Origin of the sequence: Shewanella hanedai, assembly GCF_007197645.1 — a bacterium.
Taxonomy (GTDB): domain Bacteria; phylum Pseudomonadota; class Gammaproteobacteria; order Enterobacterales; family Shewanellaceae; genus Shewanella; species Shewanella hanedai.
Map to the genome: position 1 here is coordinate 130351 of NZ_VKGK01000005.1, position 26703 is coordinate 157053.

At 43.0% G+C, this 26703-nt stretch carries 20 protein-coding genes; 18 read left to right on the forward strand and 2 right to left on the reverse strand.

Going from position 1 to position 26703, the window contains the following annotated elements; all coding sequences use genetic code 11:
• Window positions 1-31: 31 nt before the first annotated feature.
• Window positions 32-616 carry a hypothetical protein gene (locus FN961_RS06205; RefSeq protein WP_143563689.1) on the reverse strand — a complete coding sequence of 195 codons (585 nt, stop codon included), beginning with the start codon at window positions 614-616 and terminating at the stop codon, window positions 32-34.
• Window positions 617-1199: 583 nt separating this feature from the next.
• On the opposite strand from FN961_RS06205, the gene FN961_RS06210 reads away from it, so the two are divergent.
• The 11 genes from FN961_RS06210 (at window position 1200) to FN961_RS06255 (ending at window position 16067) form a co-directional block, all read left to right on the forward strand.
• Window positions 1200-2237, forward strand: coding sequence for an HlyD family secretion protein (locus tag FN961_RS06210; protein WP_143563690.1), 1038 nt, complete (start codon window positions 1200-1202; stop codon window positions 2235-2237).
• Complete coding sequence (locus FN961_RS06215; protein ID WP_143563691.1) at window positions 2237-3736, forward strand: DHA2 family efflux MFS transporter permease subunit; 1500 nt, start codon at window positions 2237-2239, stop codon at window positions 3734-3736. Before FN961_RS06210 ends, FN961_RS06215 begins: the two co-directional genes overlap by 1 nt.
• A gap of 71 nt (window positions 3737-3807) precedes the next feature.
• A complete protein-coding gene (locus FN961_RS06220; protein WP_143563692.1) occupies window positions 3808-4656 on the forward strand; it encodes a phospholipase A in 849 nt (282 codons plus the stop codon).
• Between the two features lie 79 nt (window positions 4657-4735).
• Complete coding sequence (locus FN961_RS06225; RefSeq protein ID WP_143563693.1) at window positions 4736-5518, forward strand: nuclear transport factor 2 family protein; 783 nt, start codon at window positions 4736-4738, stop codon at window positions 5516-5518.
• Window positions 5519-5657: 139 nt separating this feature from the next.
• The gene (yoaA, locus tag FN961_RS06230; protein WP_143563694.1) at window positions 5658-7592 is read left to right on the forward strand and encodes a DNA repair helicase YoaA; all 1935 of its coding nucleotides are present in this window, start codon (window positions 5658-5660) and stop codon (window positions 7590-7592) included.
• A gap of 379 nt (window positions 7593-7971) precedes the next feature.
• The gene (locus tag FN961_RS26150; RefSeq protein WP_229814630.1) at window positions 7972-8139 is read left to right on the forward strand and encodes an HD domain-containing protein; all 168 of its coding nucleotides are present in this window, start codon (window positions 7972-7974) and stop codon (window positions 8137-8139) included.
• Entirely contained in the window at window positions 8066-8557 is a 492-nt protein-coding gene (locus tag FN961_RS06235) for an HD domain-containing protein (protein WP_229814629.1), read from the forward strand. Before FN961_RS26150 ends, FN961_RS06235 begins: the two co-directional genes overlap by 74 nt.
• A 553-nt stretch (window positions 8558-9110) precedes the next feature.
• The gene (locus FN961_RS06240; protein ID WP_143563695.1) at window positions 9111-10316 is read left to right on the forward strand and encodes a right-handed parallel beta-helix repeat-containing protein; all 1206 of its coding nucleotides are present in this window, start codon (window positions 9111-9113) and stop codon (window positions 10314-10316) included.
• A gap of 88 nt (window positions 10317-10404) precedes the next feature.
• Entirely contained in the window at window positions 10405-12291 is a 1887-nt protein-coding gene (locus tag FN961_RS06245) for a right-handed parallel beta-helix repeat-containing protein (RefSeq protein WP_143563696.1), read from the forward strand.
• Between the two features lie 80 nt (window positions 12292-12371).
• Window positions 12372-14210 (forward strand): right-handed parallel beta-helix repeat-containing protein, encoded by a 1839-nt coding sequence (locus FN961_RS06250; RefSeq protein ID WP_143563697.1) that lies wholly within the window; start codon window positions 12372-12374, stop codon window positions 14208-14210.
• A 114-nt stretch (window positions 14211-14324) separates the two neighbouring features.
• Window positions 14325-16067 (forward strand): hypothetical protein, encoded by a 1743-nt coding sequence (locus FN961_RS06255; RefSeq protein ID WP_143563698.1) that lies wholly within the window; start codon window positions 14325-14327, stop codon window positions 16065-16067.
• Between the two features lie 90 nt (window positions 16068-16157).
• Here the strand turns inward: FN961_RS06255 and FN961_RS06260 are convergent, their stop codons facing one another.
• Window positions 16158-17459, reverse strand: coding sequence for an NAD(P)/FAD-dependent oxidoreductase (locus FN961_RS06260; RefSeq protein ID WP_143563699.1), 1302 nt, complete (start codon window positions 17457-17459; stop codon window positions 16158-16160).
• Window positions 17460-17834: 375 nt separating this feature from the next.
• Here FN961_RS06260 and FN961_RS06265 point away from each other — a divergent pair, with 375 nt between their 5' ends.
• The 7 genes from FN961_RS06265 to tsaB all read left to right on the forward strand — a co-directional run bounded on the left by FN961_RS06265 (window position 17835) and on the right by tsaB (window position 26686).
• Window positions 17835-18809 carry a LysR family transcriptional regulator gene (locus FN961_RS06265; protein ID WP_143563700.1) on the forward strand — a complete coding sequence of 325 codons (975 nt, stop codon included), beginning with the start codon at window positions 17835-17837 and terminating at the stop codon, window positions 18807-18809.
• Between the two features lie 429 nt (window positions 18810-19238).
• Entirely contained in the window at window positions 19239-20699 is a 1461-nt protein-coding gene (gene eat / locus FN961_RS06270) for an ethanolamine permease (RefSeq protein ID WP_143563701.1), read from the forward strand.
• A 187-nt stretch (window positions 20700-20886) separates the two neighbouring features.
• On the forward strand, window positions 20887-22254 hold the full coding sequence (locus tag FN961_RS06275; RefSeq protein ID WP_143563702.1) for a glutamine synthetase family protein: 1368 nt from the start codon (window positions 20887-20889) through the stop codon (window positions 22252-22254).
• A gap of 80 nt (window positions 22255-22334) precedes the next feature.
• A complete protein-coding gene (locus FN961_RS06280) occupies window positions 22335-23750 on the forward strand; it encodes an aldehyde dehydrogenase family protein (RefSeq protein WP_143563703.1) in 1416 nt (471 codons plus the stop codon).
• Between the two features lie 41 nt (window positions 23751-23791).
• A complete protein-coding gene (locus tag FN961_RS06285; RefSeq protein WP_143563704.1) occupies window positions 23792-24961 on the forward strand; it encodes an iron-containing alcohol dehydrogenase in 1170 nt (389 codons plus the stop codon).
• Between the two features lie 83 nt (window positions 24962-25044).
• Window positions 25045-25743, forward strand: coding sequence for a glutamine amidotransferase-related protein (locus FN961_RS06290; protein ID WP_143563705.1), 699 nt, complete (start codon window positions 25045-25047; stop codon window positions 25741-25743).
• 223 nt (window positions 25744-25966) lie between these two features.
• Window positions 25967-26686, forward strand: a complete 720-nt coding sequence (tsaB, locus tag FN961_RS06295; protein ID WP_143563706.1) for a tRNA (adenosine(37)-N6)-threonylcarbamoyltransferase complex dimerization subunit type 1 TsaB — start codon at window positions 25967-25969, stop codon at window positions 26684-26686.
• Window positions 26687-26703: the final 17 nt, after the last annotated feature.

The window sequence follows — 26703 nt, forward strand, 5'->3', positions numbered from 1 at the left end:
ATTAAGTTGAGTGTGCTATATGTCGTGACAATCAACGTTTGGCTAGCCACCAAGTGAGCAGATGTAAAAAAGCAAACGTGCCATGCCCATAAAAATACACCTCAATGGCCCCTACGCTAGTTTTATGGATTGCCAGTAAATCAGGGGAAATGGACAATCCCAAAGAGATAGCGCTATACCATAAGAGGCCTGTAAATACGGCCAAAAGAAGCGCCAGTAAACCTAACCCTTCGATGGTTGCCGCCAATCCTCCGGGGGCTGCCTCAGGTAACTTCCTTGACAGTAAGGTGCTGATATCGGCCTTTAACCCCGTCAAATTTCCGCTAAGCCAAGGGTATAGATCAGCCACTTTTCGTCTAGATATTACGATTGAGAAGAAAATGATGGTCAGTACGAGTAAGCCCAATCCGCCATAAATGTGTAATTTATCGATGACGGTGATTGCAGCAAGAGGAGTATTTGCATGTACGTGCATGCCAAAAGATAACAAGAGTTGCCATAACACCCAAGAAAGGACGAGCACGTGCAGCCATTTTTCAGTTTTAGGTAAATGAATAAAAAGAAAAGAGACTCCTTTACGGGCCTTTTGAATAATGTGTTGATGATCCTGAGGCATCAGGTTCTCCAATTAATGGTTTGATTCAAATTAATATTATTTCATATAAACTAAATACATTCCTATTTAAAATGATTTTTAATTTAAGACTTGGTTAAATGTTAAATCCTAGCACGTGATTTAACTTATGTTATTTAACAGCATAATATCACTAGGTAATAAAAGATGGTGTAAATGGAGGTGCAATATGTGACAGGGTTGGAGTATATTGTTAATCTGCGGGTTGAAGTATTTTAAACTCTTACATTAAAATAAGTCATAAGTTGTATTAGTTTTTTTGATTTACGGTTTAATATGAACATATGTTAATGTTGGTTAAAATTAAACTCTTTTAAAACAGGTCTTTACAATTATTTTTGTGACTTGTGTCACGGGCGGTGTTAGGCGTTACCTTATACTATGTTTTTAAAATTATCGATGAACATGAGAATTCATTATCATTGTCGAGAAGATAGTGATGATAATAAGTTAATTAACTTAAACTTTTAATTGATTGATATAGTTTGAGTTCTCATCATCTAGATTCAATGTGGCGCAGCTGCATACGATCTTTATAATATTGTATTTATAATAAGGTGTTTATATGATTGAGGCCGACAAAAAAATCTCTGTAGATATTAAAAAACCTTCTAAATTCAAAAAATTAATTACCATAATAACATTAGTTGTTATTTTCGGTACCGCAGTTTACTTCTATATTCGCCATCAAGAACTCTACCCAAGTACTGGTGATGCGTATATTCACGCCAATGTGTTGTATATCGCTCCACAAGTCAGTGGTAGGGTGCTTCAGGTTAATGTTACCGATTATCAGCATGTTGCTGATGGTGATCTCTTAGTGTCGATAGATCCTGCGCTGTTTCAAGTGCAACTAGAGGAAGCGAAAGCGGCCTATGAAGCAGCGACTCTGGAAAACAGAGCGACCGATGATGCTATTTTAGCGGCCAGCGCTAAAGTGCGCGCCGCGGATGCAAACCTTATTGATGTGCAGAAGAATTATCAGCGAGAAATGGAACTCGTTAAACAAAACGTAGTGTCCAAACAAGAGGGGGACGATGAGAAAGCCCAACTCGCTGCAGCGCAAACTTCACTCGAAGCTGCCCGAGCTGAAATGTCACAGCTGATCACAGAGCAAGGCGCTAAAGGCAATGAAGCACCGAAGGTGAAACAAGCTGCTGCTGAACTGACTCAAGCAACATTAAACCTGTCCTACACCAATATCTATGCCCCTCATGATGGCACCTTGGGCACTGTGAGTATTCGACCTGGTAGTTTTGTCTCTCCTGGTCTTGCAATGATGCCGATGGTTGAAGACCACACCGCATGGGTCGAAGCGAATTATAAAGAGAAAGATATCGGCTCCATGAAGCCAGGTATGACGGCAAAGGTGGTTTTGGATATGTATCCAGATGAGACTTTTTCTGCCAGTGTTGAATCTCTTTCACCTGCTAGTGGCTCCTCTTTCTCATTACTGCCTCCAGAAAATGCCACGGGTAATTGGGTAAAAGTACCACAGCGCTTTCCTGTGCGAATTAAGTTAACTGATCTTGATGGTAAACCTATGATGCGTGTCGGAGCCAGTGCGACAGTGACGGTTGATACTTTATCAGAGACTAAGTGATGGCAGAGTCAATCACGCCTGCTAATCGCAGGTTAATTACCTTAGCGGTGATGCTGTCGTCAATCATGGTATTGCTCGACATGACGATCTCTAACGTTGCGCTACCACATATGATGGGGGCGCTTGGGGTCACGTCTGAGCAAATAACCTGGGTTTTAACGTCATATTCAATGGCTGAAGCGATATTCATTCCTTTGGCCAGTTATCTTGCGCTTAAATACGGGATCCGTAGTTTATTATTAGTTTCGATAACTGGGTTTATCCTGTCCTCATCCTTATGTGGACAGGCCGATAGTTTGGCTGAAATGGTCGTGTTTCGGATCATGCAAGGGGCATTCGGTGCCTCGGTGATCCCATTAGCACAATCTATCATGGTGCAGATTTATCCGGAAAATCAGCGTGGTAAGGCCATGGCACTGTTCAGTGTGGGGATCCTATTAGGGCCTATTCTAGGGCCAACCGTTGGCGGAGTCATTACTGAAAATATGGACTGGCGTTGGATTTTCTACGTCAATGTTCCTGTGGGACTAGTGTGTTTAACCTTATTGTATCGGTATGTGAAGCTTGAAGGTAAAGGGCCGACTAAGCTCGATTGGCCACTCGTTATCGGCATGGTCATTGCGATTGGTTTACTGCAAATGGTACTAGATAGAGGAAATCAAGAGGGCTGGTTTGCCTCCAACATGATCCTTTTTTCCACGATCATCAGTGCGATTGCCTGTGTGTACTTTATTCGGCGCTCCATTATTACCAAAGGCGATGTAGCTCCCATGTGGCTGCTCAAAGATCGCAACCTTGCTATCTCATGCCTGATGATGGCCGGCTTTGTGCTTGGGATGTTTGGCATTACCCAGTTGCAGCCGATGATGCTGGAGCAATTGCTACATTATCCTGTTGAAACTACTGGTTTTGTGATGGCACCAAGAGGAATAGCATCTGCCGTTGTATTAATCCTACTCGCAAAATCGATGGATAAACTGGATCCGAGAATGTTGGTTGCAGTTGGCTTGTTACTCAATATTGTTGGTACTTATTTGATGATGCAGTATTCGATGAACATTGATCTATATTGGATCCTCGTGCCATCGATTATTCAGGGAATGGGCATGGGACTTGTGTTCGCACCATTAAGCCAAATGGCTTATCGAACTCTGAGTGCTAAAGACACGATGGGAGGGGCAGTTCTGTTTAACTTGTGTCGAACCATAGGTGGCTCGTTTGGTATTTCGATTGTAAATACCTATTTCAGTCGCACTGAACAACGGGAATGGCATGCTTTAGGTTCTGATATCACGTTGAGCAATCCAGTGCTGCAGCAACAAGCTATGTTACAGCATACCAATATTACTGACCCAAATCTTATGGCGCAAATTGGCGAGCTATTGCATCAACAATCGACGTTATTGGCATTTATCTATTCTTTTGGTTTCATCATGATCACGTATGTTGCCTTGATACCATTGCTGGCTTTGTACCGCTTCAAAAAAGCAAAGTCTTAGAGGACGTTAAATTGGATATTTACAGTGCTGAAATGAGTTAATGACAGCACTGTTTTTTTATAGGGATTAATATGTTGAACAATAAGATACATTTATTAATTATCATGGGATTACTTTTTTCTGGTGTGATTACGGCCAAAGAGCGAGACCTAACCAATATCGACGTTACTGGTGTGGCAGGCTTAGTCCCGCAGGATGACCTTTATCAGTTGAAAATATTTGATAATAATTACGTCTTGCCCTTATACCAAACTCAATCCCCTAATCAAGCCTATTATCGGCCACAGAACCCCAATAAAGACGACATTAGTAAAACCAATTTACAGTTTCAATTCAGTTTAAAATATGGCCTCGCGAACAATTTATTCACTGATAATGATGGTTTGTATGTTGTTTATAGCCAAGTGGCAAACTGGCAAGCTTATGATGATTCTGCCTATTTTCGCGATGTTCAGTATCAACCTCAAATATTTTGGGTATGGCAACATGGGGAGGGTAATCAAGTTTGGCAAAATACCAGCGTAGGCTTTGAGCACCAATCTAATGGCAAAGGCGGGATCTACGAACGAAGTTGGAATCGTGCCTATGTGGAGTTCTTATTTTCCTTTGATGATCTAAAAATTAGCGTTAAGCCTTGGCTAAGATTGGATTTTTCATCTAAGGATTACAATCCCGATATTGAAGACTATTTGGGGAATGGCGTGGTGAGAGCTGACTGGTACCTTGGTAAACATCAATTTAGTTTAACGTTGAGAAATTTAGCTGAAAGCGGTTTTTCAAGAGGTTACGAAGAGCTAAGTTGGCGATTTCCTTTATACAAAGGCTTAAGAGGTTATTTTAAATTGCAAAGTGGTTTTGGTATGACAATCTCTGACTACAACCACTTTGATAATGCCGTTGGGATCGGTTTCGCGTATTAATAGTCATTTTTGCTGGTGATTATCTTCGAAGTAACAAGTTTAAGCCTGTGACAGTCGGAATTCAGTGAGGTTTACTAACATGGATATGAAATTAGACAATGTAAAAAACCTTTATCTTAAAGGAATTCGAGATGGTCACGCCAGAGCTGCAGTGACTGAGTACACTGGAGAGCGCTACACACAACACAGTACTGGCGTGGGTGATGGTGTTGAGGGGTTTGTGGCATTTTTTGAGTCCTTTATTGAGCGCTGCCCAGTACGTGATATTGAAGTATTACGTTCAATTGTCGACGGACAATATGTATTTGTGCATGTACATCAGAACCTCAATCACGGCGCTGCAAAGTGGGTGACCGCGGATCTATTCGATACCGATGAAAATGACAAAATAGTTGAGCATTGGGATGTCATTCAACAAGATGAGGAAAATACAGCGTCGGGACGAAGCATGGTCGATGGCGCTACAGCCATTGAAGATCTAGATAAAACAGTAGCCAATAAGGCGTTAGTAACCCTGTTTTGTCAGGATGTTCTTGTAGATGGAAAACTTGATACACTGTCTCGCTATATTTCTGAGCATCGATATGATCAACACAGCCCTTTTATTGAAGACGGTTTAGCCAGCCTGTATGAATACCTAAAGACAAACGCTGAGCAAAACCATCCTGTGAAATACAATAAAGTGCATCGAATTATTGGGCAGGGCAATTTCGTTGTCGCGTTCAGTCATGTGCTCCACAGTGGTGAGCAGTGGTGTGTATTCGATCTGTTTCGCATCAAAGAGGGGAAAATAGTGGAACATTGGGATGTTCAGGAAAAGATTCTGCCTAAACAGCAATGGGGCAATAGCGGTAAATTTTGATCGTATATTCGCTCAGTAGGTAATGACGTGAGCCTCCAAACATATTTGTCGTAATGGATGCTCACTATTCAACTTGAAGAAGCTGAGTAAATAAGGATAATGCTTCCAACAACATGATTTCCCCTCTGTAGAGAACCCTGTGACGCCTCTGACACATAAATTGATTAACGCGAGTATTGAAGCATTTGGTGTGGATGGTGCACTTGCAAACCATATTCAAGGCTTTAGTGCGCGTGAAGTTCAAATATCCATGGCTACGGCTGTGTGTGAAGCGATTGCTGAAAAAGCGAACTTGGTGGTTGAAGCAGGCACCGGGGTGGGTAAAACTTTCGCCTATTTGATACCGGCACTACTCAGTGGTCAACAAATTATTGTCAGTACTGGCAGTAAGAACCTGCAAGAACAGCTGTTTTATAAAGATCTCCCCGCGTTATTATCGATATTGGGTTTATCCCCAAAAGCCGCGCTGTTAAAAGGGCGCAATAACTATCTGTGCCAAGATCTGTTAGAGAAGCAACTGCAAGGCTGTGATTCATTGGATACTAAGGTGCTTGATGACTTATTGAGGATCAACCAGTGGGCTGGGCAGACAAGTGATGGAGATTTAGGCGGTTTAACCGCGGTGTCTGAAAGCTCTGATGCATTGCCATTGATTGCCAGTCGTCGTGAAGTTTGCTCTGGTAAAAAATGCAGCCATTATGAAGTCTGTTTTACTCGCAAAGCTCGAAGCAAAGCGATGGACGCTAAAATCATCGTGGTGAATCATCATCTTTTTCTAGCCGACCGAATTTTAAAAGAGACGGGATTTGCAGAGTTACTGCCCGACTCTGATGTGGTGATATTTGATGAAGCACACCTTTTACCGGATATTGCGGTGACGTATTTTGGCCAGCAGATCTCGACGCGAAGTTTGACAGACTTGCTTAATGAGATCATCAATATATACCGTAATGAGCTGAGAGATTCATCTCAGATTGAGGTGCTCACTTCCCGCTGTATTACTTTCTTTAATGATTGGCACCAACAGCTGTTTGACCGACATGAGCAAGATTGGCGGCAGTTGATGGGGGATAAACACATTTCCGCCACTGCATGGGGTCTTGTCGCTGAACTTAAGGCATTAGAGAGCTTACTGCATGGGCATGTTGGACGCAGTGAAGATCTGGACTCTGCGGTCGAAAAGCTGGATGGTTTTATCCATAAACTGAGCTTATTTTTCCTCTGCGATAATGCTCAGGCCGCTTACAACATAGATTACGGCCATCGTTACCTGATTTTGAGAATAGCGCCCATTAATGTGACTCGTGAGTGTGAACAGTTATTCGATTCAAATACTGCGTGGATTTTCACCTCCGCTACCCTGCAGATTAATCGTGATTTGAGTTTGTTTACTAAAGGGTTAGGCATCGATTCGGCTAAGAAGATGATCTTAGATAGTCCCTTTGATTACTTTAATAATGCACTGTTATGTGTGCCTAGGCATTTGTCTCGGGTGAGTTATCAAGACTCAGCCGTAAGGGATCTCGTTGGGGTGGCCACACAAGCGATAAATGCCGCTCAAGGTCGTACTTTTATCCTGTTTACCAGCCATCGAATGATGAATGCTGTGGCCGCTGAACTTCGAAGCCGAGTCCAGTATCCATTATTGGTTCAGGGGCAAACGGGTAAGCAAAGTCTGTTAAAGAAATTTCGTCAACTTGGTAATGGGGTGCTGCTGGGCACGGGGGCATTTTGGGAGGGCGTCGATGTGCGAGGCAAATTACTCAGCTGCGTGATTATCGATAAACTGCCTTTTGTGTCACCGGATGACAGCTTGTATCGTGCTCGCGCCGACAGTATTTCCCGTGAGGGTAAAGATCCCTTTTTGACATTGTCTTTGCCCCAAGCGGTAATTTCACTCAACCAGGGGGTAGGCCGGTTAATTCGCGATGAAAAAGACAAAGGCGTACTCATTTTGTGTGATAATCGTATCGTTAATCGCGCCTACGGACAGGCTTTTCTCAATTCTCTTCCGCCGATGAAACGTACCCGAGATATGGATAAAGTGGTGTCCTTTTTGGAACAAATAAAATAACGAAAACAATGAGTCACGAAAATTCTTGGTTAATCTAGTATTTAGATGTGATATCCATTAACTACAAACAATATCTTGCCTAAAGTGCATTAAATTCCCACTGAATTTTGCATTTACAAGTAGCTTGGGTATAAGTGCCCATACTGAGTATGGGGCTATATTAACGAAATACTCCTACGGTCATAATGTCATTACCCTTGAGTACGATACTCAAACAAAGGGAGTACATCCAGATAATGGTAAGATTATCTCTAATTCATACACTTCGTTGGAAGTGCTCGAGATTGATAATGGCAAGGTATCGTTGATACGCCACTACAGTGACTAAATCGCCATTAAAACGAATTCATTGAATGATAAAATTTAATAAGGAGCAGCTTTGAATCCCATTGATAAGGTACTGGCCTTTATTGTTGAAATTGAAAAACTGAAAGATGTTAAGCGCAAGACTCGCCCAGTAGGTTTACAGCGATATGAAAATTCTGCAGAGCATAGCTGGCATGTTTGTCTGGCTGGCTGGGTTGATGTTAAAAGATTATGCCAATGACGATATTGATATCGATCGAGTTATGAAGATGCTTCTAATTCATGACCTCGGAGAGATTGATGCTGGTGATACCATCATCTATGCAGGTGAAACTCAAGAGTTAAAAGCGAAAGAAGCTGAGGGACTTAAACGGTTGTTGGCCATTTTGCCCCAAGGACAAGGCGAAGAGTATCTCTCTCTTTGGTATGAGTTTGAGTCAGGGGAGAGCGCCGATGCAATTTTTGCTAAGGCCATCGATAGAGTGCCCCCTTTACTGCATAATTTACATGGTAATGGTCATAGTTGGCGTGAACACGGCATTACTAAAGCACAGATCTTAGGTGTTAATAGCCGCATAGCGAAAGGCAGTGAAGCGTTGTGGTCTTCATTAGAGCAGCAACTTGAGGCCGCGATAGAAGATGGGATTTTAGAGTCATAGAGCAAGAGCTAAACTATCTTGTCCTCTCTTTTAAAATGAAATGAATCGCTGTTTCACCTGATTGATATTTTATTCGCTTTATCTTAGGTTTCATTTTATTTTCCCAAACTAAAAATATTTTCATCACTATTTATCGATCATTCTGTAGAGTTGATAATGATAAATGGACTTTTACCAAGCTATTCCTCCCTCCATAAACATACTGTTTTTAATCAAGTTAGTTTTCAGATAACCCGTATTAATGATTATGCAAAAAGCCATTATATATTGAATATGTTTTATCTGGCTCTGCATTGAATCAATTTATCTATTTTCCTAAATCACATCCATGGTTGCAATATGCTGTTAGCTTGGGTACTGTAATTTATATTATAAATAAGAGTTATTAATTAAAGAGAGCTATAAGCTTGGTATAAGTGATAGGCATTAGATAGCTAATATTTTATTATTATTTTTAAATTATTGATATTATTGGTTTTATGCATCGTGACAGTTCGAGGGATTGAACTGAAAATGTCGTCAATCATGATATTAGAAAAAGAGAGGAGTTGTAATGATGAAACGCAAAATAATGAATTCACTCATCATTCTATTTCAGGGTGTGCTGTTAATGTCATGTACTGTTCATACTTCCAAAGCTGAAATAATCAATTGGGATGTTGATGCTGCTTACGGGATAACAACAGAAGGCATAAACCAAGCGATCAATGATGCGAGAGATCATTTTGCTCTCTCTCCTAATGACACCATTATTTTAAAAATAGCAGCTGGACGGCACTTACTCGACAGGAATCCAAATAGGATTAGTGCCGCGATTGGCCCCATTGCGAGCATCACTTTTGGTGTGAACGGATTCAATACCGGCCCTGAAGGTCAGTTAATCATTGAAGGCGCAGGTATAGACAAGACCACTTTGGTATTCACTGATTTTCTGCAGCATGCTTTTTTTGGTAGAAACATTCACGGCTTAACCCTGCGTAAAATGCATATAACGCGAAGTCGACACACATCAACCCAAGGTTATGTTGTCGCAACCGATACAGGGTCGATTGATATTGATGTTCAAAAGGGCTTTCCAACCCCTGGGGTATTATGGCGCAACAGAAACCTAGGGCACTATTTAAGAAAAGCGACCGATGATGCGTTAGACCCAAAAATTTTGTTAGAAGATAATAAGCAAATCGCTTACGGATTTCCTAATCAAGTATTAACTCCTCCAGAAAAAATTAACAAACGCGTGTGGCGATTTTTCCTGACGAAGACAAATTTAAACCCTACACATTATGAGCAAGGTGATTTTGTGGCGATTAAAGCTAAAAAGGTTGGATTTCCTTACTCTTTTAGCCGAGGCAGTCGTTTAGTCTTTGACGAAATAAAGTGGACCCAAAGCACACGAGGCATTATCCGTGGTGGATTTAGTGATATTTTGATAGAGGACTGTGAAATAGCAAGACCTGAACCCGTCAATGGTCAAACACCTATCTTATCGTCCAGCGGCGGTGGAATACAGATTAATCAACCCGATGATCCTGTATCAAGAAACATAGTGATCAGAAAATGCACCTTCGATTCTACAGGTGATGACAATATTGCACTTTTCCATGTTGATAAGGTCAGGCTAGCCAATATTCATAGTCGAAACGCTTTTGCTAGAAGCATATTAGTCACCGATAAAGCTACAAATGTGTGTACCAAGAACGTGGTTGTTGAAAATGGCATTTTTGAGGGAATAGAGCGAACAGTATTATGTGTAAATTAGTCAATGCTTAGACTGATTTATATTTAGTATCAGTGTCTTAGTGTGAAAGAGTGATTAACCTAAGTTATTAAACAATAGGGTCATTACCATGGTTTTTTTAAGAGTTGTCATTTCATTGTGTTTGTTAATGAGTGTGTATGCTAATGCCGCTATTGAGCTGGTAGAAGAGCCCGTTACCAAAGGTGACATATCCCTCTTTGGATCATTAACGCTGTATTTCAAGGTAGAGGATTATGGCGCTGTTGCTAATGATGGGGTTGATGATTTTGACGCGATAAACAGAACTATTATTGCTGCACTTGAAAGCTCATCGGCGACTCAAGCAGTGGCTGTAGTATTCATCACGAATGGTAAATACATTATTGATATACCGGCTTCTCACACTCAAGCCCAGGCCTTTTCGTTTACGGGTGAAGACAAGGTTTTGTGGATCAAAGGCAATAATTCGCAGCTAGTGTCACCACAACTCAACAGAGGCTTTTTTCGGTTTGATAAATTCAAGACTATCTATGTGTCAGGTCTGACTTTCGACCTTGAAACAATGCCTCACAGTCTCAGTAAAATAACCGCGATTGATGACGAAGGTATCTCGATCACCACCAAGGGATTTCCTGGGTTAAATACATTGGCGCCAGATGACGGCTTCTTTGCCGAGCCGAGTCTGACTGGCAAGTTTGGTTTTTTCCTTGATAGTGGAGCGAAACATCCCTCCTTGAAAGGTAAAATAGTCAATAACTCAGCTATTACGGTCGCAGTTAAATCGATAAGTAAGCGTGGGGATAACACCTATAAATATACCTTTGGTAATGCAAAATACCTAAGCGGGATTAGCCCCGGGGATCTGTTTATTCGCATGGCGCGCACCAATGGGCGTGGCACATTTAAATTTACCGCCAATGAAACTGTTTATGTGGAAAAGGTGAAAATACACGCATCAGCGGCAGGCAGTTTTAATGCTACAGGCAATAAGTCGGTGACATTTGATCGTGTGACAGTAAAACCACGAACTGGACGCTATTACGCTACCAATGCAGATTCTTTTCATTTGAAAAATAATCGCAGTATCTATATCGATAGTGCCTTTCAAGAATCTGTTGGGGATGACTTTGTCAACATATCGCAGAATACTTCACTTAATATTGAGTCCATTAATGGCAATCAAATAACCTTAAGAAATGGACTCTCTTTAGCCAGTTATATTATTGGTGATACGATCGACTTCTTTGACAGTATTAATGCCGTTACGTTAGGCTCTGCCACTATTCTTGCGATTGCTCGTACAGGCAATAAAATCACATTTACTTTATCTGATTCGATACCTGCTGAGTTTGATGCCAACAAGTCCCATTGGATGCAAAATACCTCGTTCGATGGCGTTGTCATCAAAAATAGTCGTTTTATTAAAAGTCGACGACATGGGATCCTCGTTAGAACACCTCGCGTATTACTCAAAAATAACACGATTAAGTTTAATAGCGGTGCTGGCATTGCTATCAATACTGAAAATGGCACTACAGGCAATTTCAGTGAAGGTTATATTGGTCATACAATAACCATTACTGACAATGTATTGGAGCGAAACTCTTTTAACGCATTACACAACAGCCCTGAGCATGAGGATTTTGCTCAGATCTCAATGTATATACAGGGAGACGGTGTGCTATCTCAGAAAAAGCTACTGCATGATATAGTGATTAAAAATAATACTTTTAAGTTCTGGGTGCGTAAGGGGATATATATTCATAGTGCCCGTGACGTTGATGTAATTAATAATCAATTTATTAACCGAGTTAGATTCCCTTATGTGCCACAAGATAATGTGATAGCTGTATCCGCGGCGAGCAACATTAATATAACGGGTAATAGTTCGACTAAAGATAATATGCCTTCAAAGCCTTTTGTAAATGTGGCAGGAAATACAGAACACGTGAACATAAACAATAACTGTGTCACGAGTGCTCCTAGTTGTGAGTGATCTTCTGATTTATTGTTCCATTGGTTAATGAATCAATCGGTTAATTAAGTAATAAAAATATTTATATTAAGGGAGTGGTTGTGAGTAAAGAAAAGTGGTTGGATTTTTTGCTGATATGTTGTTTCTGGATCGCGAGCACATCTGGGGTTGTATCAATAAATGGTGCCAATGCATCTCAAGCTAAACCCGCTAAGGTCATGGCTGTTGTTGATCATGGCATGATTAAAGATGAACCGGCTGACAGCACAGCTAAGATCATAAAATTATTAATAAAAGCAAAAAAAGAGGGCGTTAAAAAAATAGTGTTCGAGAAAGGCCGTTATGATTTCTATCCCGACCGAGCACAAGAACATTATTTATATGTGAGTAATAATGATGAAGGATTAAAACGCGTTATTTTCCCAATCATCGATCTTGATGGGCTGGTTATTGATGGCCAAGGAGCCAACTTTGTCTTTCACGGTGGAGTGAACCCATTTCTGGTTCAAGACTCCTCTCACATTACCCTTAAAAACCTCTCTATTGATTTTCAGCGTACGTTTCATAGCGAAGCTACCATTTTAGGCGTTGGCTCTGGGTATATGGATCTGCACATTCCACAAGCTTTCCCTTATGACATCAAGTCAGGGACACTTAAATTTTTACCTCAAGCAGATGATGTCGCAGATAGCAGCTCCACTCAAAGATTAAGAGCGCGAAAAGAGATGGATCAACATCGGGAATATATCTATAAGCGTATGCTCGAATTTGATGTGGATAAACGCGAAACAGCTTATATGGTTAAAGATCTGAATATTGGTACCTCCGTCAGGGCTGAAAAAATCAGTGGCACGCGCAACGTTCGAATTTTTCATCCCGTGTTAACTGGTACGGTTGGCAATACGATGGTGTTCCAGCCTAAGTATCGAAACTTCCCGGGTTTTATCGTCACTGAAAGCAGTGATGTCATTTTTGATAATGTCACCATTCACCATGCTGGTGGAATGGGGATCATTGCGGAGAACAGTCATAACATTACCGTAAAAAATAGTCATGTTACTCCTTCACACAATCGTATGGTGAGTACCACAGCTGATGCGACGCATTTTGTTAACTGCACTGGCAAAATTGAGCTTATCAATAATGTGTTTGAAAACCAAAAAGACGATGCAACCAATATCCATGGGATCTATGCCATGGTTGACAATATTATTGATCAAAAGACATTGGAAATTCGTTTGCAGCACCCACAACAGTGGGGTTTTCGTCTCGCAGCCAAAGGTGACGTGTTAGAGCTAGTACAAGGTCCCAGTATGAAGACGTACGGCACGAATCAAGTGACCCAGATTGAAAGAATAAGCAAAGAGATCACTCGGATCACGTTTGACGATATTATCGATAAGCGTTTGAGTATTGGAGACTCTGTTGCACGAGTGCGTGATTACCCTGAGGTACTCATTAAAGGTAATATTATTCGACGAAATAGGGCTCGCGGCATGTTACTTAATTGCCGTGGAAAAACAATTGTCGAAAATAACACCTTTCACGCTCCTGGCGCAGCACTCATGTTTCAGGGGGACGCAAACTACTGGTTTGAACAAGGCGGTGTTACAGATTTAGTCATACGTAATAATGTGTTTGATAACTCGAATTTTGGTGTTTGGGGTAAAGCGATTATCGCTGTTGATGCAGGTATTTCGGCAGAGCATAAAGAATCAGCAAGATATAATAAAAATATACTTATCGAAAATAATACATTTAATGTTTACGACAATGGACTGCTTCTTGATCTATTTTCTGTCGATGGTTTGATTTTTAGGAATAACAAAATAAATAAAACCAATGCTTATCCTGAAAGAAAAGTAAAGCAAGCGTTTTTTCGTATTAAATTCAGTGACGATATTAATATTGAAGATTCTAATGAATTTACAGGTTTTTAATGATTTTATAGATTGTTAATGACGGTGTGTATTTTAATAAAGATATAGATTTTAAAATTGGTAAATTCACTTTTTAACGTATCGTGATATTTAATTAACTTAAGTAGGTTTTCCATGAAAACATTTATGTTCGCGCTTGGTCTTCTTGTCACGGCCTCTTTTTGCGAGGCTGATGTATTACAAAAGCCATTTCACCAAGGGTTGTTTGTACGTGCACCAATCAGTGATGGCGTTGATACAACGCTAGGTTTTACCGTTGGCGCTGATAATCTGTCTCAAACAAAAGTCAGTAATAATCCTGGATTTAGAACGCATTTCTCTCACCCCGTTGAAGGCGTTGATGGCATTATTGCCTTTGTTGAGTGGCAGCATATTCAGCCATCTAGCTTTGGAGAAATTAAAGACAATAATATTATTGATCTCGCGATTCTGTCAGCCGAGAGTTGGAACATTAGTCACCCAGAGTCGCCAATAAAAGTCAGAATACGTGCTCTCCCAGGGGTTCACTCGCCACAATGGGTAAAGAATTTAGCTGGTCAAGTTGATATTGATTGGTGTAAAAGCAACTGTGATAGGAACTTGAGAACGTTTAGTATTCCTAAGTTTTGGACTGATAAATATCGTCTTGCTTGGGAGGATTTCCAATTTAAGCTTGCGGCTAAATATGACCATGAACCCTTGATCTCCGATGTGTCTATATCGGGTCAGGGAACATTACACTCAGAAGTGACATGGCGACATTATTCCTTTCCTCATGCCTTTAAACAGCTCGTTGCTGGTGGATTAACATTTGACCGTGATGTCGCGTTATGGAAAGAAGATATTACTTTTATGATGGAGACATGGAAGCAAACGCCGGTTGAAATGACATTTAACGGGCTGAAAAGTTATCAGGTGAATGCACAACATGAAGCGATAAATTTAGCCCCCAATACTGCAGTTATCAGCGAATTGCTTAATTACATGGATGATGAAAGTGAGCGGTTGAATGGTAAAAAGTACATGGTGGGTAATCATTCCCTTGGCCCAGATAATAATTTTGAAAAAGATCGTCCCAATGATCCAAGTCATGTTCAATATTACTTATCTCAAGCCCAGAAAAGTGGGGCTGCTTTGTATTTTCAAACAGAAGTTCATACGTCAGCACATACGGCAGAATTACTTGAGATTGCAGCGTGTCTAGGCAGCATTGTTGTTGAGACGACGCAAGGAGAAACCACCACGTCAATAATGAAATCTTCAGTACAGTCAGGCCGACAAGCCATTAAAAGTAATAATTTAATTGATACTGAACCCACCAAGGTGAAGGTGTTAGCTCAACCTAATACGAGCTACGGGATCAATAATACGGCGACGCTATATTCCCAAAGTGTTATTGCCGCTGATGGGTTAGCCTCTTTCAAAATAGCCTTTGATGTGGTTCCCACAACGGGAACTCAAATCCGCGCTAACTCCCAGGGCTATTGGGGAGTGGATAATGTCAGCTTCAGCAATAATGAAGCGGTAGGAGAAATTAACAATCTTCGCGTTGTTGAGTTTAACAAGGGCGGGGGCTGCATGAAAAAGTCAGACATCACTGGACTGGCATTCTCAGTGACCTCTCTTTTTGGGGCTGCTGGAAACCAGGATAAAGGCTTTATCACGCAAGGGAGTAATAGGGTAACTTGGCAGGACATCAATGCCAGTGAGACGACAGCAGTCCCTGGATTTTTTGCGATTGAAAACAAAGGCTATATTAATTTATCTCGATTATTTGGTGAGCCTGAGGTGACGGGTTTTACATTAGGGGCTTTAAATGGAAGCCAACCATGGAGAGTTGGTGAGATACGCGTGGCTTACAATAGTGTCCCTAATTAAATGCTATTTTAATAACCAAGTCATTGTTTAACAGTAGGATGAGAAATAGAGGGCGAAAATATTTTCCCCCTCTATTTCTATGGAACTGCTTTAATGCAGTTTCATTCTCGGTCTAACAACGCGCATGACTTTCTCTGCGACCCATAGCCCGAAGGTTTTGATGCTGCCGTGAATAGCCCTTTGGTGCATGCGATACAAAGAGATGTATACCAGTCTGGCTATCTTCCCCTCAACGAACATGCTGCTCTTGGTTAGGTTCCCCATCAAGCTCCCGACGGTGCTGTAACGGGAAAGGTTAACTAATGAGCCGTGATCGACATAAGTGTAAGCTTCACGAGGTTCACCATTGAGTTCGTGAATAAGGTTCTTCTCAACACATTCGGCCATTTGATGTGCAGACTGTGCTCTAGGCGGGACAAAACTGCCATCTGGCTGTTGGCAGGCACAGCAATCGCCGATGACATAGATATCTTCATCAACGGTGCTGAGCAAACTAGGTTTTACCATGATCTGATTGGCACGGTTAAGCTCAAAGAAATCGATGCTTTTAATAAAGTCCGGTGCTTTAACACCCGCGGCCCATAACATCAGATGCGCTTCGATCAACTGACCTTCAGAGGTCACAAAGCCTTCTGAAGTCGCTTCACTAATGCGAGTATTTTCCATAACCTTAACGCCAAGTTTAGTTAGCTCGCGTCTAGCAGATGCTGCAATACGTTCTGGTAGCGCAGGAAGAATACGCGGTCCTGCTTCAATAAGGTGAATATTGAGCTTCTCTGCGGTCATCTTGCTCAAACCGTAGATTTTAAGCATGTCAGTCACGTGATATAGCTCCGCAGACAGCTCTACACCGGTTGCCCCACCGCCCACGATCGCAATATTAAGCTGGCTGATGGTCTCTGATTGATGAATACGAGTGAAACTGTCAAGCAGCGCGTTATGGAAACGATTCGCTTGTTGATGCGAGTCGAGGAAGAAACAGTTTTCCTTAACACCGGGGGTATTGAAATCGTTGCTAACACTGCCGATGGCAATGACCAACTTGTCATATGAAATTTGACGCTCTGGCAGAATGGTATAGCCAGTATCATCAGTAATCGGGGCCATGATGATCTGTTTGGCACTGGCATCTAGGCCGCAAAAAGTGCCTAACTGAAATTGATAATGATGCTTAGCAGCATGGGCTGAATAAACGACGCCATCGAGATCTGAATCCAGTGAACCGGTCGCTACTTCATGAAGTAGAGGTTTCCAGATGTGGGTACGATTCTTATCGACTAGGATTATCTGCGCACGGTTTTTTCTGCCTAGTTTATGGCCTAGCTGAGTCGCCAGCTCTAATCCTCCTGCACCACCACCGATGATAACAATTCTTGGACCTGCTGCGTTCATTTGTTGCTCCATAAAATTCTCATGTTTTTCACTATAAATAAACCACACGAATTAACAGACTTGCACGTCATTAAGGCGCTACCTTGACTTAACCAAAATGACATTTGGTTAACAGGGAATAGGCTGTTAAATCGAGTTTCAGTGGGGAAAGGGCTAAATTACTGAGCACTTATATTGGCCGATATTACCGAGTATGTCACCAGTATATTTATCTGAATTGTGTTCATGTGCTCGTGAATCGAGCGAGTGTAGCGCAGAGGGTTGTAGCCTGTTGAATTCATGTTAATTTAAGTTTGTCGATTAAAAATGCTTCTAAGTTAGTATTTTTCATGTCATGTTTTTGTCTATCAGTATTCCTAATACCGAAGGAAACCCGTGAGAGCATTCGATTTTGATTTAAAAGGTCTGCAGGTGTTTGTCATCGCAGCTCAAACGGGCAGCATGACTGAGACCGCTAAGCGATTAGGATTGACGCAATCTTCAGTGTCTCAGACCCTCTCTATGTTGGAAAAAAACCTCAAGGTCGAACTGCTTGATCGCAGTGTTCGCCCGCTTGGGTTAACGATTGCGGGGCGCTATTTTTTCGATCAATCCAGCCATCTACTTTCACAAGCAGAGCAAACCCAGAAGGTATTTACCCAAGGGACATTTGAACAGCTTCATCTGGTTCGTATCGCCATGGTCGATTCGCTCGTGACCTCTTTAGGTAAGCCGCTCATCGATGTGGTTAAGAGGCGAACCGAGAACTGGACCTTATCAACGGGCCGCTCACACATGCATGCCGATGCTCTGGTGTCACGTCAGGTCGACATTATTATCTCCGATGATGCTTTAGAAGACAGTGATAACCTCTGTCGTTATCCCATATTAAGTGAACCCTTTGTGTTAGTCGTGCCTTTGGACTTTAAGTGGGAAGATGAAAGCTTAAGCTCACTTAGCGATATCAAGCGTTTGCTGCAACAGCTGGATTTTGTGCGTTACACCAGTGATTCATTAATTGGCACCAGCATAGAAAGGTATTTAAGACGATTGGGAGTACAGCCCCCAGTGAGGCTGCAGTTGGATAATACCTTTGCCGTGCTGTCTATGGTGGCTTCAGGCTTAGGTTGGACCATCACTACGCCGCTATGTTTGTACCAGAGCGGTATCGCGTTAGATCAAGTCAGGTGTCAGCCACTTCCTACCAATGACAGCTTCAAACGTCGGTTGACGTTAGTGTGTCGACGCCATGAGTTGAGCGATTTACCGGAGGAGATGGCCAGAGACAGTTGCCAAATCATGACCCAATGTTTCCTGCCTGAGCTTGAAAAAGATCTTCCCTGGTTGTTACCTAGTATCGATATAGGCTAGTTAACTAACAGCCGACTTAAGCCATGAGGTTAATGTCGCAATGATAGATCCTATCTGATGTCGCTTTCTTGTCATCACTCCTACTTATGTCCGAAATTCGCCTTGATATGGACAATTCTGTCAGCATTTAACTGAACGGTTAGAAACATGAATCGGCGGAGGGTAATTAAGGACTTGAATTTAATCAGCATTTATAAGATGTTAGAGATTCGTTGTTTTGCACTCAGGTGAGTTTTCTGCTGGTAAATAGCAGAGGGAAAGGTAGGCAATATTTTAGTAAAAGTGCCTAGTATTAAAATTATTAATACTACAGCGTTAGTACAATTGATTGTTGTTGTCGTTAAGCCAGGAGGCTATTAGGTTTGGTCTGGTAATCATTGATAGTGAATTAACCGGGTCATTTCGAAAACTAAGATAAAGGGAAATGTCATGTCACAAGAACAAACACAAAAAAGTGCACCTAAAACAAAAAATAAAAGCATCGAGTATGAAGCTGTTTCCGATGAATATATGAGTCAACGCCAGCTTAAAAAAGGCGTAGCTGGATGGATACTGTTGGCTAGCCTTGGTATCTCCTATGTTATTTCTGGCGATTTTGCTGGATGGAACTTTGGCCTTGAACTGGGCGGATTTGGTGGAATGCTTATCGCCACACTGGTGATGGGCTTAATGTATATCTGTTTAGTGCTGAGTCTGGCGGAAATGTCATCTTCATTGCCAACGGCGGGGGGGGGGTACAGCTTTGCACGACGCGCCATGGGGCCGTGGGGCGGATTTCTAACAGGCACGGCTATTTTACTCGAATATGCGATTGCGCCTGCCGCTATCGCCATCTTTATCGGTGGCTATGTTAATGAACTCGTTGGTATCGATGGACCGATTGTCTATGCGGCTTTCTATGCTGTGTTTGTTGGCTTGCACCTGTGGGGAGCTGGCGAAGCGCTGCGGATCATGATGGGCATCACCTTGTTGGCCGTCATTGCTATTGGTGTCTTTATGGTGGGCATGGTGCCACATTTTGATTCTGCAAACTTATTTGATATCGCAGCAAATCCTGATGTTGTCGGCTCCAGTCGTTTCCTTCCTGAAGGTTATATGGGGATCTGGGCTGCACTGCCATTTGCGATGTGGTTATTCCTTGCGGTAGAAGGCGTGCCATTGGCTGCAGAGGAAGCGACTGATCCAGCGAAAGATATGCCCAAGGGAATTATCGCCTCTATGTTGGTGTTAATCGTATTTGCCGCAGCCGTGTTGCTGCTTGCTCCCGGAGGCGCTGGCGCCGAAGCGATGAAAAACCATGGTGCGCCGTTAGTTGGGGCATTGCAGTCGGTTTATGGTCTGGACTCTTTCGCGGCTAAGTTTGTCAATATTGTGGGGCTGTTTGGCCTTATTGCTAGCTTCTTCTCCATTATTTACGCTTATTCTCGTCAAGTTTTTGCCTTGTCTCGTGCTGGGTATCTACCACGTTTCCTCTCTTTATCAGGCAAGCGTAAAGTGCCAGTTTGGGCTTTGATTGTGCCGGGAGTATTGGGCTTCTTGTTATCGCTCACTGGGGAAGGTGACTTGATGATCACGATGGCGGTTTTTGGCGCCACGATCTCCTATGCCATGATGAGTTTGTCACACATTTTACTGCGCAGAAAAGAGCCTAACCTTGAACGTCCTTATAGAACGCCTGGTGGCATATTCACTTCATCAATCGCTTTAGTGCTTTCACTTATCGCACTCGCATCAACCTTTGTGGTCAGTCTTCAAGCTGCGATGTGGTCAGCGGTTTTCTATCTGTTAATGGTGACCTATTTTGTTGTTTACAGTCGTCATCGATTGGTGGCTTCGGCGCCAGAGGAGGAGTTCGACATGATCGCCTCTGCGGAGTCTGAACTAAAGTAACACTCTACCTACGGCTGCTAGTCAGTAACTTTCTTAGCAGCCAAAAATAGCGACCATTTGGTTTCAATAAAAATATTAAATCCAAATGCTCAGTACAGTTGTGATAAATAACTGTTGATGTCTGACGATGAATAAGCGTGTTAAGTGACGTTCATCTACTCAAGAAAAATAATAAGGAAGCGCTAATATGGAAGCAAGACAGGTTAAGAGTATTGCCGATGCCATTGCCATTATTGAGGAGCGTGGTTTGGCCCATATTAAGGTCGGATTGTTCGATAACGATGGTGTGATGCGCGGCAAATATATGTCTAAGTCAAAGTTTATCGCCTCTCTAGATAAAGGATTTGCATTTTGTGATGTGATACTTGGCTGGGATGTAAAAGATCAGCTGTACGATAATGCCAAGTATACCGGCTGGCATACGGGGTATCCCGATGCGCCAGTGAGAATTTTGCCTCATACCTGTCGTGATGTGATTGGTGAAGAGGGGATGTTGCTGTTTATCGCCGAGTTTGCTGAAGAAGCCGAAGCAGTGTGTCCGCGAGGCACCTTAAGACGTGTGATTGAGAAAGCCGATAGTATGGGCTTCAATGCGTTTGCAGCGCTGGAGTATGAGTTTTTTCTGTTTAACGAAACCCCAAAATCAATCCGCGAAAAGAACTTCCGCAACTTGGAGACCATTACCCCTGATTGGTTTGGTTACTCTATGATCCGCAACTCTGTTCACGCGGATCTTTATCAAGATATTTTGTCGATGTCTGAAACCATGGATTTCCCTATCGAAGGGATCCACTCAGAAACTGGTCCCGGTGTGATTGAAGCCGCGATTGCGGTCGATAGTGCTGAAGCTGCGGCCGATAAAGGCGCGCTATTTAAAACCTTTATGAAAGTCCTAGCTCAGAAACAGGGATTGATGGCGACCTTTATGGCTAAGTGGTCGGGTGATTACCCTGGGCAGAGTGGTCATATTCATCTGTCACTACAAAACAAAGATGGCTCTTCTGCTTTTTATGATCCAAGCCAGACTCACAGCATGAGTAAGACACAGCGTCATTTCTTGGCAGGGCAACAGGCGTTGATGCCTGAGTTTCTCTGCATGATAGCCCCGACCATTAACAGTTATTCTCGTATGATCCCAGGATTTTGGGCGCCTACGGATGCCACGTGGGGAGTGGAAAACAGAACCACAGCCCTTAGGGTGATTCCCGGTTCAGCGTCATCGCAACGGGTTGAATATCGACTGGGCGCTGCTGATGCAAATCCCTATCTTGCCCTTGCTGCCGCACTGGCCAGCGGCCTTTATGGTATTGAGCATGAGTTAGAGCCGCAACCTCAAGTGAAGGGCAATGCCTATGAGCAAACTCATGATGCTTCATTGGCACTCCCTGCAACCTTATGGGATGCGGCGCAGCGATTTAAACAATCCGTTGCTGCGAAAAGCTGTTTTGGTGAGGCGTTTGTCGAGCATTTTGCCATCAGTAGAGAATGGGAAGAACGAGAGTTTAGAAAGCATGTCACCGACTGGGAAATGGAGCGTTATTTCGAGATTATCTAGGTAGGATTTTATTTCGCTTATAGTGAGCCTAAGTGTGTCAGCCATTAATCAGACATTGTAAGAGTGGAGTGTAGTTAGTTATGGGATCACCTTCGAAAACAGAGATGCAGGACACCCTTTCGCCAATTGATGGCAGTGTGTTTGTCAGTCGTCCGCTGGCTGGCGAGCATCAAATTATAGCCTGTGTCGAGCAAGCATCTGCAGCCTATAACCGTTCAGAGGCAAGCTGGAAAAACACGCCTCTTGCACAGCGAAAAGCGCTGTGTAAAAAGGCTATCGATCAGCTATTGAGTCATAAAGATGAAATAGCGACAGAGTTAAGTTGGATGATGGGACGGCCAATACGTTATGGCGCTGGTGAGCTTGCGGGCGTGGAAGAGCGCAGCGATTACATGATTAACATTTGCGAACAAGCATTAGCGGATATCAAACTTGAGGACAAGCCAGGAGTTACCCGTTATATCAAGCGTGAATCCTTAGGGGTTGTATTGGTGATTGCTCCTTGGAATTATCCTTTTTTAACCGCCATCAATGCCATTATTCCTGCTTTATTGGCAGGAAACTGTGTGATCCTCAAACACTCGGCACAAACCCCATTGTGCGCCGAGCGCTTGTATCAGGCGTTTAGCGATGCAGGACTTCCTGAAGGCGTGTTTCAGTACTTGCACATGAGTCATGATAACACCGCCAAACTTATCGCCAATAAGCAGATTAGTTATGTGGCATTTACCGGCTCAGTCTACGGTGGCCAAATGGTAGAACAAGCCGCGAGTGGTCGCTTTATTGGTGTTGGTCTAGAGCTTGGTGGGAAAGATCCTGCTTATGTTCGTGAGGATGCCGACATTGATAGTGCTGTTGAAACCTTGGTTGATGGTGCTTTTTTCAATTCAGGTCAATCCTGCTGTGGCATTGAGCGTATTTACGTCCACTACACGGTTTATGATGACTTTGTGATTAAAGCCGTGGCCTTAACCAAACAATACCAGTTAGGACGTTCGGATAACCCAGAGGTGACCTTAGGACCGATGGTGCGAACCTCTGCTGCCGATTTTGTGAGAGAGCAGATAGCAGATGCCCTCGATAAAGGAGCCATAGCGCATATCGATGAAGCACTCTTTCCGATGAGTCAGCAAGGAACCCCTTATCTTGCGCCACAGATACTGACCCATGTCGATCATTCTATGAGCGTGATGACACAAGAGTCGTTCGGCCCCGTGGTCGGAATTATGAAAGTGTCGAGTGATGATGAAGCGATCAACTTGATGAACGACAGCGATTTTGGTTTAACGGCCAGTATCTTTACCCAAAACATCGAATTAGGGATTGAGCTTGGGGATCGTCTTGAAACGGGCACTTTTTTCCTTAACCGCTGTGATTATCTTGATCCCGCGCTAGCTTGGACTGGAGTCAAACAGTCGGGACGTGGCTGCACCTTATCTCAGTTAGGGTTTGAGCATCTGACTCGCCCTAAATCATTTCATATTAAGCAGGTATAACTCGTGTCCGCATAGGGTATAGATCCAAAAGGAGTAGATAGATGGATTTACATGCAAGTTGGAATTTTCCCACGGCTATCACGGTGGGTGAAGGCTGTTTAGATCAGCTTGGTGAGCGTTGCAAAGCACTTAATATGACGAAAGTACTCGTGATTACTGATCCTGGTTTAGCTGATCTGCCAATGGTTAAGCAGGCGGTAGATTTTTGCACACAATCAGGGCTTGAAGCACAGGTATTCAGTGAAATCCAAGGCAACCCCACAGGGCAGAATGTGCGCGATGGTGCCGAGGTGTTAAATGCTGGCGGTTTCGATGGCGTGGTGGCTTTTGGTGGGGGCTCGAGTTTGGATGCGGCAAAAGCCATAGCCATGATTGCCAAACAAGGGATCTCTTTATGGAGCACGGAAGATATTGGCAATAACTGGACGCGTATTGAAGACAGTTTGATGCTTCCCGTTGTGGCTGTGCCTACGACAGCAGGGACGGGATCTGAAGTGGGGCGGGCGTCGGTGATCACTGATACCGATGGGCCACATCATGTTAAACGGATTATCTTTCATCCGAATATGTTACCAGCGAGTGTGTTGCTCGATCCGATGTTGACCTTAGGCTTGCCACCTCATATTACGGCGGCAACAGGGTTAGATGCCTTATCACATAATCTCGAAGCTTATTGTGCGCCATTTTATCACCCAATGGCAGAGGGGATTGCGCTTGAGGGGATCCGTTTAATTAAAGATCACCTTCCCAGAGCCGTTGCCGATGGGAATGACATTGAAGCGAGAACCCAGATGCTGGTGGCCTCAAGTATGGGAGCGACCAGTTTTCAACGTGGTTTAGGGGGGATGCATGCCATCGCTCACAGTCTTGGTGCCTTGTATAACAAGCATCACGGGCTATTGAATGCGATTTTAATGCCTTATGTGCTGATACGAAATCGCAGTGTCATAGAAGATAGAATCACTCGATTGTCGCGATATCTTGAGTTGGAGAATGCCACTTTTGATGGCTTCCTGACTTGGGTCTTAGCCTTGAGGGAGCAGCTTAATATTCCGCATACCTTAGCGGAGATAGGGATCAACTTAGATGATGTGGTGTTGGTCGGTAAGATGTCATCTCAAGATGCAGCGTCTGCTGGAAACCCAATTCAATTAACCGATGCTGAGTATTCATTGCTCTTCAAAGATGCGGTTAAAGGAAAATTGACATAAATATTGCGGTTTGAGAGTTAGTACTTTTAACTCTCTGGCTTTCTATCTGGTAAGCAAGCATGTTTTCACAAAGGAGGAGTGAGATGAGAATAGGTATTTTGCAATGCGATGATGTCACCGAAGCGCTGCAAGCTAAGCATGGAAATTATCCTAAGATGTTTACCGGCTTGTTTGAAGGACTCGACACTGAACTGGTATTTTCTGTTTATCGAGTTATTGACGGAGAGTACCCTCACTCTGTGGATGATTGCGACGCCTATATCACCACCGGTAGTCGCTATGGCGTGAATGATGATGAGCCCTGGGTGCACCAGTTTAAGCAATATATTGCAACACTCTATGCCTGTAACAAGAAGTTAATCGGGATCTGTTTTGGCCATCAGATGATGGTTAAAGCGTTAGGCGGCGAGGTGGTTAAGTCACCGAAAGGGTGGGGAGTTGGTGTTGCGACATCGGTGATCACTCAGCACAAACCTTGGATGGATAGCAGTATTGAGGAACTCGCTTTAGTGGTGAGTCATCAAGATCAGGTGACTGAGCTACCAGAAAACACTGAGATTCTTGCGGCCAGTGATTTTTGCCCATTTTATATGATACAGATAGGCGAGCATTTTCTCGGTGTTCAGGGACACCCTGAGTTCAGTAAGTGTTACTCACAAGATTTAATGAACGCGCGGCGAGACAGGATCCCTGCACCTCGTATTGAAACGGGTATCGAGTCTCTTGCTCTTCCCGTTGACGATAAACTGGTTTGTCGTTGGTTACTGGACTTCTTACGCTAATAATATCGAGCATGTTAACATTCAAAAAATTCATTTCTGTTTGTTTTGCGCTCAATTTTTTGATTTTTTCACATTTAATGCGATGACACGTTTTGCGTCAATAACAGTTAGGTTATAATCCACCATTCGCTTTGCTCTATGTTGATAGAGCAAGTAAACATACCGTGTTGCAACTCTATTGAGTTGTGGGATGTGACATTAGCCTTATTGTTTGTGGTATTAGATGACTGATATACAGAAAAACCCTGATGAACTCACCATACTCTCATTGGATACTTGTACCGAATCTTGTTCGGCAGCCTTAAGCGTTAAAGGCCAGATTTTTTCAGAGTTAGCTGTCGTGCCTCGTGAGCATAGCCAGCGCATCTTGCCTATGGTTGACAGCGTGCTGTCTCAAGCCAATATTTCATTGTCAGACGTTGACCTCATTGCCTATGGACGTGGTCCAGGCAGTTTTACGGGCATTCGAATTTGTACCAGCATGACGCAAGGTTTAGCGTTGGGCCAAGATATCCCTGTTATTGGTTTATCAGCTTTGCAAACAATGGCGCAGACGGTGTTTGATCACCAAGGTGCTGTGCAGGTCATTTGTGCTATTGATGCCAGAATGGGTGAGATCTACTGGGGTCAATTTGTCTTCAATAATGGACTTGCTGAGTTAGTGGGCCTGGAGACTGTGACAGCGCCAAACCTAGCGACTTTGGAGTTAGATAAAAGTTTATCTATCATCGCGTGTGGTACCGGTTTTGAAACCTATCCTCAATTACTTGAACTGTGTGAAAACATCACACTAACTCAAGAGATACAATTTCCAGATGCTAAATCTATGTTGAGCTTAGCTAAAGCGGGTTATACTCAGGGTCTGTCAACGTCCGTCGATGACTTGGCGCCTGTTTATGTTCGTGATACGGTTACCTGGAAAAAGCTTCCAGGGCGAGAGTAATTAGCCCTCATTGATTT